11 protein-coding genes are annotated in these 9,402 nt (G+C 31.7%); 9 read left to right on the top strand and 2 right to left on the bottom strand.

Going from position 1 to position 9,402, the window contains the following annotated elements; translation table 11 throughout:
- Positions 1-165: 165 nt before the first annotated feature.
- Positions 166-1,599 carry an oligosaccharide flippase family protein gene (locus ACW9JY_RS02490; RefSeq protein ID WP_457283259.1) on the top strand — a complete coding sequence of 478 codons (1,434 nt, stop codon included), beginning with the start codon at positions 166-168 and terminating at the stop codon, positions 1,597-1,599.
- Between the two features lie 143 nt (positions 1,600-1,742).
- Here ACW9JY_RS02490 and ACW9JY_RS02485 read toward each other — a convergent pair whose 3' ends face one another.
- Positions 1,743-1,943, bottom strand: a complete 201-nt coding sequence (locus tag ACW9JY_RS02485; protein WP_457283258.1) for a hypothetical protein — start codon at positions 1,941-1,943, stop codon at positions 1,743-1,745.
- A 43-nt stretch (positions 1,944-1,986) separates the two neighbouring features.
- Between ACW9JY_RS02485 and ACW9JY_RS02480 the strand changes: the two genes are divergently transcribed.
- From ACW9JY_RS02480 to ACW9JY_RS02465, 4 genes are all read left to right on the top strand, one after another.
- Positions 1,987-2,082 (top strand): sigma factor-like helix-turn-helix DNA-binding protein, encoded by a 96-nt coding sequence (locus tag ACW9JY_RS02480; RefSeq protein ID WP_457283257.1) that lies wholly within the window; start codon positions 1,987-1,989, stop codon positions 2,080-2,082.
- 152 nt (positions 2,083-2,234) lie between these two features.
- Positions 2,235-2,387, top strand: coding sequence for a hypothetical protein (locus tag ACW9JY_RS02475; protein WP_457283256.1), 153 nt, complete (start codon positions 2,235-2,237; stop codon positions 2,385-2,387).
- Between the two features lie 170 nt (positions 2,388-2,557).
- A complete protein-coding gene (locus ACW9JY_RS02470; RefSeq protein ID WP_457283255.1) occupies positions 2,558-3,133 on the top strand; it encodes a hypothetical protein in 576 nt (191 codons plus the stop codon).
- Between the two features lie 345 nt (positions 3,134-3,478).
- Positions 3,479-4,375 carry a hypothetical protein gene (locus ACW9JY_RS02465; RefSeq protein ID WP_457283254.1) on the top strand — a complete coding sequence of 299 codons (897 nt, stop codon included), beginning with the start codon at positions 3,479-3,481 and terminating at the stop codon, positions 4,373-4,375.
- Positions 4,376-4,439: 64 nt separating this feature from the next.
- Here the strand turns inward: ACW9JY_RS02465 and ACW9JY_RS02460 are convergent, their stop codons facing one another.
- Positions 4,440-4,640, bottom strand: coding sequence for a YjzC family protein (locus ACW9JY_RS02460; RefSeq protein ID WP_457283253.1), 201 nt, complete (start codon positions 4,638-4,640; stop codon positions 4,440-4,442).
- 438 nt (positions 4,641-5,078) lie between these two features.
- Between ACW9JY_RS02460 and ACW9JY_RS02455 the strand changes: the two genes are divergently transcribed.
- The 4 genes from ACW9JY_RS02455 (at position 5,079) to ACW9JY_RS02440 (ending at position 9,389) form a co-directional block, all read left to right on the top strand.
- Positions 5,079-5,597, top strand: a complete 519-nt coding sequence (locus tag ACW9JY_RS02455) for a hypothetical protein (protein WP_457283252.1) — start codon at positions 5,079-5,081, stop codon at positions 5,595-5,597.
- 174 nt (positions 5,598-5,771) lie between these two features.
- Positions 5,772-7,565 carry a tetratricopeptide repeat protein gene (locus ACW9JY_RS02450; protein WP_457283251.1) on the top strand — a complete coding sequence of 598 codons (1,794 nt, stop codon included), beginning with the start codon at positions 5,772-5,774 and terminating at the stop codon, positions 7,563-7,565.
- A 217-nt stretch (positions 7,566-7,782) separates the two neighbouring features.
- Positions 7,783-9,192 carry an ATP-binding protein gene (locus ACW9JY_RS02445; RefSeq protein ID WP_457283250.1) on the top strand — a complete coding sequence of 470 codons (1,410 nt, stop codon included), beginning with the start codon at positions 7,783-7,785 and terminating at the stop codon, positions 9,190-9,192.
- A gap of 59 nt (positions 9,193-9,251) precedes the next feature.
- Positions 9,252-9,389, top strand: coding sequence for a hypothetical protein (locus tag ACW9JY_RS02440; protein WP_457283249.1), 138 nt, complete (start codon positions 9,252-9,254; stop codon positions 9,387-9,389).
- Positions 9,390-9,402 lie beyond the last annotated feature (13 nt).

The raw sequence follows: 9,402 nt of genomic DNA, 5'->3' as shown, positions 1-9,402 counted from the left end.
TTCTTACATGATACCAGATTATTTAATCATTTGTTCATATTTCATTTTTTCTACCCACACTTTTTGGAAGAGAACCACAAAATATTGTTCTTTTAACTTTTGGTGAGAGGAATAAAATATTACTAAATTGATTTTCCCTCCAATGATAATGGTGAATAATTAACTATGGATATTTTGAATAAATTGGGATTGAAAAATAAAGGAATACAACAAATTTTAAATAATAAAGTAGTTAAAGCTGGTAGTTGGTATACTTTTACTAATTTTTTTACAAAAGGTGTCGCTTTTCTAACTATCCCTATCTTCACAAGATTATTAACCCCCGCTGATTATGGTGTTACTTCATTGTATGCCTCTTGGTTATCGATCCTAACTGTAATTATGAGTTTGGATTTAATGGGAAGTATAGGAAGAGGTAAGTTTGATTTTAAAGAGGATTATGATGGTTTCGCCTCGTCTGTTGCTTTTTTAAGTTTTTTGATTTTTTTAATCTTTTCAATTATTTTGTTTACATTTAGAAATACATTTAGTGCCTTTATGGGGTTGGACCTTTCCTTGTTTTATATTTTAATTTTCCATTCTTTTTTTGGTTTTATTCTAAGTTTTACAAATGCAAAATTTAGATTTGAATATAAATACAAGATAGTGTCGTTGGTTACAATTTTGACTTCTTTAGTGGGAGTAGCATTATCAATCTATTTCATTTTTAATATTTTTGAAACAAACAGAGCTTTGGGAAAAATAAGTGGTCAATTTCTTCCTATAAGTATTATAGGTTCTTTTTATTTCATCTTTTTATTATCAAAAGGGAAAAAATTCATTAATTTAAAGTATTGGAAATATGCCTTATTATTGTCAATACCTTTAATACCTCATAATTTATCAGGGATAATTAATGCACAGTTCGATAGAATAATTATTGACAGGTTTTTAGGTAACGCGCCAACTGGAATATATAGTTTTGCTTATAATGTAGGAATGATTGTCACCGTCTTATTAGGCGCAGCCAATACGGCTTGGGTGCCTTGGTTTTATGAAAAAATGGAAAACAACGAATATTTAAAAATAAAAAAACGGGGTAATTTGTATAGAGACCTTTTCACCATGGCTTATGGAGCTATTTTAATGTTTAGCCCTGAACTAATAAAAATAATGGCTGAAGAAAGTTATTGGGAGGGTCTTATAATAATTCCTTATGTGTTTGGAGCGTATTATTTCCAATTTTTATACACCTTTGAAGTAAATGTAGAATTTTTTCTTAAAAAACCTGGATTAATTTCAATTGGGACGATCCTTTCTGCTGCGATAAATGTGGTTTTGAATATTTGGCTGATTCCTATTTTTGGATATATTGCCGCTGCAGTTACCACTTTAATATCTTATATTTTTTTATTTATTTTCCATTATCTTATGACCAACAAGATTATCAAGAAAACTGTATATGGAATAAGGTTCCATTTGATATCAATTCTTTATGTTACAATAATAACTTTATATTTCATGCTTTTTCAGTCGATGCTTTTACCACGATTGATAGGACTGCTAGGAATATTAGGTTACTTTTATTTCTCTTCTTTCAGAAAATATTTGAAAGATTAAAATACTTAGGTCCGTTGTTATATCTAGCATAATACAGCTTTTTTTCAACCAAATTAGGACAAAATCATACCCTTTGGGTTCTTTCCACTGATTGTTTAATCCTATCCATTATTTTCTAGAAAAAAGACTTTCTGCCTCAACATCTAAAATTTGTTTCTCCCATACATTATCCTTTTAATAACTTTTAGTTTATTCACGGAAACTTCTGCTAGTCCATTGTTGTATTCATATATAATGGCATTTCTAACTGCTAGCATAGCTCTTTTTAACCCATTCATAAATTTATCTTTCTTTCTGACTTTTAGATTACTAACTTTTTCTCGAAAAGTGTACCACTCTATCACACAAATCCTGTATAATTAATTCGGTCAAAAAATTGTAGGATTTTTGTATTTTAACAAACACAAAAGTCAAAGAGCGATAGCAAAAGAAATGGGGATACATAGAGCAACGGTTAAAAGAGCTATCAAGCAAGGAAGATAGAAGAGACACTTGGTATCAATCAAAAAGAAGGATAGAGGAAGCGAAGGTAGATACATAAGTATAGCGATATTGATGAAGTAGGATATGTGAGGTTATCGTTAGCAATAGCAAATGCTGAAGAGAAAGTATTTATTAAGTAAGAAAATGATGAAATGCTAAAGAGCGCTGAAGAACATGACGAAATTGATGAAAGCCTTTGCTTCGTTATAATTTCCATTTCGATAGATAGAACTTCAATTAACCTGCAAATTGGAGGGGATAGAGTCAGTCATGTTGGTTTTGGGAAACCAAAACGTATGCATTAAATTCTTTTCAATTCTATATTTATCTTTGTTAAAAGAAGAGTTTTCTAACTGAGCCATGTTATTTGAACTCTTCTTTTAATTTTTGTTATTAACTTTTAAAAAGTTAGCACCCCTATAAGCTATAATTTAAATGTGTTGATAAAAAATAAAGAATTAGGAGTTTGATAGGTATGAAAGATATGTTTAATGAAATTGAAAGGTTTTTAGAAGGTATATTACCGGATAGTAAAATAACTAAATTAATGAAAATTATTAAATTTCCATCAACGGTATCTGATTTTTTATTTGAAATAAAAATAAAAAGGTTTTTAAGTGAAATAGATAGAATTACTCAAGGTAAAAAGGATAAATTCATGAAAAAAATCAAAAACAAAAATGATCTGAAAGATTTAGGTTTTAAATTGTTAAATATTATTAATGATTCTGACGATGAAAATAAGTGTGTTTTAATTAGTAGATTATTTATTTTATTTATCGAGGAAAAACTAAAGGAAAGAGATTTTTTTAGAATTAGTTATTTGATTAATAGGAGTTATTATAAAGATTTATTTGCGCTAAAAAGTTTTTCAAATCACAATACAATTTGTACGGGTGATTCTATTGCTGATAAAGATGTTCTCGAAAGTTTGTTTAGTTATGGCTTTATAGAAAATAGAGGGATCGATGGGGGTAATTCAAATCCTAATAGTGGAGGAACTATTTATAGTATAAATAGATATGGAATTATCGTAAGGGATATCCTTTAGTTTTATGAAAATGTATAGAAATGATGAATGCATTGAAATAATAATTGAAGATCATAAAAATATGAAGTAAAATTAAAAGACATCAAATTATTATCTAACCAATCTTTTCACTACCATATAGTATAATCTAATGCTGGGTCATATTTTTTTACCCCGCTTTAGTATTGTTTAAGGGTCCGCCTTTTACAATCATCCTTCTAATACAGCCTTGAAAGGTCAATCAACTATTGGTGCTTTAAATTTTGCAAATTCTGATGGTATAAGGTTTAACCCAATAAAATATAAACATCAATCTATTTGGATAGAATGTACTATAGATAACGAAAATGGTTTATTTACACGAACATGGAATTAGTTATTAGTGGTGATAATATGGATGCTGATTTGGTATTTTCAATAAAGAATTCCGACCATAATAAAATTTATGTTGTCAGAGATAATAAAATACTTTTTCGATTAAAAATTAAAGAACCAGATAAAGACAAATATGATTCTTATGACGGGGAATTAGATATAATGATGGATGGAATCAAAAATCATCCTTTTGATAATTTGTATTTTCAAAGAGATACTCACAAAGAAAAGTTCAAAAAATCCATTTATAAGGTATCATGGCATGGATTTAGTTATAATCAAAATGGAAATATAAAAATGCCAGTTATAAATCTCAAAAACCAAAATAACCAAACAATATTAGAAATAAGACATAAGGGTAAAATTAAAAAAGATAAATTGTTTCCATTTCCAATTTGTAGCTTATATATTCCTAAAAATTTTTTTGATAATTCAATAAAATTTCAAAAAATTCAAACCGGAATACCCAAAGACAATATAATTAATGTAAAAAAAGATGTTTTTTCTAGGATTGATTTTTTTATTTTGCCAACAAATTATAGTACAAATGACTTTTTTATGACATCGGTGTTTTATTTATATTTAACTTCAGACAATACTTTATTTTCTAGAGAATATCATGGTGAATTTAGAAAACTGAAAGAATATCATCCATACAAATCTTTAAAAATTATCGATCATGATATTCTTTATAGAATAATAGAAAATGAAGAAACATATTTACCTAAGTTGGATAATACATATAGCCTATTTATACATAATCCAAATAATTCTTTTGAAGTGCTTTATGATAGATTAACAACGATTGATGAAGATAGATATTCTCTAAGAGACGAGCATGATAAAGAATTAGAAAGAATAAAAAATAAAGATAAAAGTAATGATTAAAAAATCAAAGAGCAGACGATTTGAATAAAAAAGATCGTCTGCTTTTTAAGTTCAAATCAAAAAATCATTCGTACGAGGTCATTTCCCAAATTGCACCTTTATCACAAGAATTGATTGGTGGAAATGTTTCATCAGTTTCTAAATGAATTTTCATTTCTTCATTAGTAGGTTTAGGTGTTCTTGTTCCATCTGTATATTCCACCCACTTGTAATAAGCATTTGCAGGAGATCTTTGGCCTGTTCTATATCTTGCTCCGATTGGCATAAAATTCACCTCCTTTCTTATTTATTCAGTTCAATTATACCACAACATAATGGTTATACAAAATGATAAATACTATATATAGAAAATTATAATGAAGTAATATAACAACTATAATTTTATCCACTTACTAAACGAAAAGTGTACCACCCTATCGCACAAATCCTATATAATAAATTTGAACAAAAAATTGTAGGATTTTTGTATTTTAACAAACACAAAAGTCAAAGAGAGATACCAAAAGAAATGGGGATACACAGAGCAACGGTTAAAAGAGCTATCTAGCAAGGAAGGTAGAAGAGCCACTTGGTATCAATAGCCATAGCAAATGCTGAAGAGAAAGTATTTATTAAGGAAGAAAATGATAAAATGCTAAGGGACAGACTGAAATTCCAAACAGGCTCGGCAACTGTTAGGGTTTCCTAAAGGAGGTCAGGAGAGATGGAGAAAATGGTTTTGAGAATATTTCAAAAGGAAATTGAGCGACAATGTAAATTCGCAATTATTGCTATAGAGCAAGTAAAAACAGGATTATCAAATAATAATTCAGACCTACTATGGTATGCAATACAAAGTTTTTTGGTAGCTGTAGGTAATATCTCCAAAATCTTTTGGCCAACACAAAATAAGGAAAGGGGAGAAGAGTTACGAAAAAGCTTAGGTATTGAAGATAATTCCCCTATACAATCAAGAAACTTTAGAAATCATTTTGAACATTTTGATGAAAGATTAGAAGAGTGGACAGAATCTTCTGAAAGGCATAATTTTGTTGATTCAAGTATATTACCCCCGAATATGATAGCTGGAATAGACCAAAAAGATTTCCTCCGTATTTTTAATCCTACAACATGGGCACTTACTTTTAGAGGAGATAAATATGAGCTAAAGCCGATAATAAAGGCTATTTACGAGCTTTATCCAAAAGTTTCATCAGAAGCGAGTAAACCATGGTGGGAGTAATATTTCGCCATCGCCTAACAAGGGATAAAAGGTGAATCTAATTTTCACCAAATACATCGGTTGTCGAACTTCTTTCATCCGCAGGTCGTAATATGCAATGCTATGTTTAAAAAAAGAAAAAGTTGATCTTGTGAAAAGGCTGACCACAGAGTAAAGGAGGCTGGTAAGAACAAAATGAGCATTAAGAAATGGTTCAACAAAGGGGTTGAATTTCTTAAGCTTGTAGGATATAAACTTGTGCTAAAGCTTGTCGAAAAAGCCATCAAGAAAAATCCACAGTATGCCAAAGCATGGTTCGGCAAAGGTTTTATACTTAGCGAGCTTGGCAGATATGAAGAAGCGATTGAGGCTTACGAGAAAGCTATCGAGATAAAACCACAATATCTCCAAGCTTGGTTCGGTAAAGGTGATGCTCTTCTCAGTCTTGGCAGATATGAAGATGCACTAAAGGCTTTCGATGAAGCCATTCAGATAGATCCACAGTATGCCCTAGCCTGGTCTCACAAAGGTCTTGCACTTAACAGTCTTGGTAAATATGAAGATGCGCTAAAGGCTCATGATAAAGCTATCCAGATAGATCCACAGTATTCCGGAGCCTGGTTCACCAAAGGAGTTGCACTTTTCAGACTTGAGAGACATCAAGAGGCGATTGAAGCTTTCGAAAAAGCCATTGAGATAAACCCACAGTATGCCGAAGCCTGGTTCAACAAAGGTTTTACACTTGGTAGGCTTGGGAGACATGAAGATGCGCTAGAGGCTTATGAGAAAGCCATCGAGATAAATTCACAGTATGCCGAATCCTGGTTCGCCAAAGGTTTTACACTTGGTAGGCTTGGGAGACATGAAGAGGCGATAGAGGCTTATGAGAAAGTCATCGAGATAAATCCGCAGTTTGCCGAATCCTGGTTCGCCAAAGGTGTTGAACTTATCAAGCTTGGCAGATATGAAGAGGCGCTGAAGGCTTACAAGAAAACCACCGAGATAAATCCGCAGTTTGCCGATGCTTGGTTTGCCAAAGGTTTTGCACTTGGTGAGCTCGAAAGGTATGAAGATGCGATAGAGGCTCACAAGAAAGCCATCGAGATAGATTCAAAAAATGCCTTGGCATGCACCAACTTAGGGGAGCTATTTTTTAAACTTGGAAATCTTAAAGGGGCTTCTGACAATGTTGAAAACGCGCTCAATATAGATGAGGAACTTGTTCCTGCATGGAGTTTACAAGGCAGAATCAAAATTGAAGAAAAAGACTATGATGTTGCAAGTGAATCCTTTAAACAGGCAATGTATTTGGAAATAGGTAATCCAATACATTTCCTCTGGGATATATACGCTTACTATCTTAAGGCAGAATTCACTTTGGATTCAAAAGATAAAAAATATCAAGAAGAAGTCTCCAGAATCATAAGAAACCTGGAAAAGATGAATGAAACGTTGTCGAAAAAACAAAAACAGGGAAAAGAGATAAGGGCGTATGTCCTGTATTTTTTAGGGCACTTCTACCTTAAAAGCAATGACATCTTTACAGCAAAAGAAAAACTTGAAGAATGTATCAAATTAAAATCAAAATCCTCAATAAATTCACCAGCTCGTAAATTGCTTGGTAATATCTGGAACTATCGAATTAGGCCCCCCTGGTGGGGCTGGTGGTTAAATTCTCCTTTACATCGCTGGCCTAAGAGGATCGGATTTTTCTTTCTTTTACTGCTTATTTCAGCTTTATTGCTGCTTCACCCATTTATTCCTGGCTGGTTTCCTTCTATTCAAATAAACTGGTCTCTTTATATATTTCTTATTGTATTTTTAATCATTATCCTTGTTTCACCAAGTATAGAACACATTCGGACAAGAAATATTGAAGTAGAACTGCGTTCCCCTCCTCCCTATGAGCCTGTTCTATCTCCTGTGATAATGGAAGAAATAATGGAGGAAATAGAAGCAAAATACATGGAATCAGAAAAACTGAGCTAAAAAACAATTTTAACCATGTTTCCAACGTTTTTATAACTGTAGGAGATTTGCTTCTTCAATCCACAACTCATCTATATGGAAAGAGAGCTTTAACCGTTTTTCTCCGCGGGTTTAGCCCTTTCACTAAAAACCACATTTTTGTGGTATAATAATACTAACTTTAGAGTTACTTACTCATGAGTTAGTAACTCATGAGTAAGTAATAGAGGTGACTTATATGTTCATTGGCAGAGAATCAGAGTTAACCGCTTTAAACAAATTGTACCAAGAAGACAAGTTCCAATTTGTTGTTGTATACGGAAGAAGACGGGTTGGGAAAACTACCTTACTTTTGGAATTTTGTAAAGAAAAGCCTTTTATATTTTTTGTTGCCGACGAATCAGTAGATAGTGTTTCATTAGAAAAATTTTCTAAAGAGGTTTTTTCATTTTTCAATCTAACTGGGTTAACTGAGTTTAATTCTTGGGAAGAAGCTTTTCTCTTTATTGCAAATAGAACAAGAGAAGAAAGATTAGTAATAGTAATTGATGAGTTCCAATATTTAGTGAATGCGAATCGTAGTATTCCATCGATTTTACAGAAATTGATAGATCATACTTTGAAAGACACCAAATTATTTTTGATAATCTGTGGTTCATATGTCAGTTTTATGGAAAATGAAGTTTTGGGTTATAAAAGTCCGTTGTATGGGAGAAGAACCGCGCAATTTGAGATTACCCCTTTTGGTTTTTTTGACAGTCGAAAGTTCTTTCCTAAATATTCTTGGGAGGAACAAGTCAACACATATGGAGTTTTAGGGGGTACACCACAATACTTGGTCACCTTTGATGAAAAAGTGGACTTTTATGAAAATATAAAACAAAAAATATTATTTAAATCATCGTATCTTAACGAAGAACCTACATTCTTGCTGAGACAAGAGTTAAGGGAGCCTTTAATTTACAATTCTATTTTGGAAGCTTTAGCAGAAGGAAATGGGAAATTGAATGAAATTTCTTCAAGAATCAGTTTCGATAATTCCAAAGTGGCTAAGTATTTGGATACCTTGATTGATCTAAAGATCGTTGAAAGAATAAAGCCTGAACCGATTGGTAGAAAAGGCAGGGGTAGTATTTTCAAGATTAAGGATAATTTCTTTAAATTTTGGTATAGGTTTGTTTTTAAAAACAAAGCATTAATTGAACAAGGATTGGCGGATTTCATTATAAAAAATAAAATAAAGCCATTTATGAATGAGTATATAGGCCCCATTTTTGAAGACATTTCGGTTGAAATCCTGAAGAAAATGAATGTCGAGGGTAAATTGCCATTCGTCTTTGAAAATATTGGCAAATGGTGGGGTAATAACCCCATTAAAAAAATAGAAGAAGAAATCGATATAGTAGCCTACGATAAGAAAAACATTCTTCTTGGTGAATGCAAATGGCAAAATACATTGTTAAATATGTCAGTAGTTAAAAAACTTATGGATAAAGGGGCTTTATTTCATTTTGAGAATAAATTTTATATACTTTTCTCGAAAATAGGTTTTACGAGAGAAACCTTGAATTTTGCCAAAGCCAGCAGTAATGTTATTTTAATAAGTTTTAAAGATTTTGTGTCTTCTAAAAATGAAGAATTAATTTGATTTTCTCACGAAAATAGTGGGTAATTAAGTTAGAGTTGAATTAAATTTACCCAAGCCAGATGAAGAAACACCCCGAAAGTGGTGGAATGACTACTTCACTGTCTACAACAGCCAGGAACAACGCTACGTCACTTACTAAACGAAAAGTAGTTAGCAATAGCAAATGTTCATTAAAATTAGCGACAGCTTTTAATTGAAAAACGCCCATGG

It is taken from the genome of Petrotoga sp. DB-2, assembly GCF_054051725.1.
This window is presented reverse-complemented; position numbering and strand designations above follow the sequence as displayed.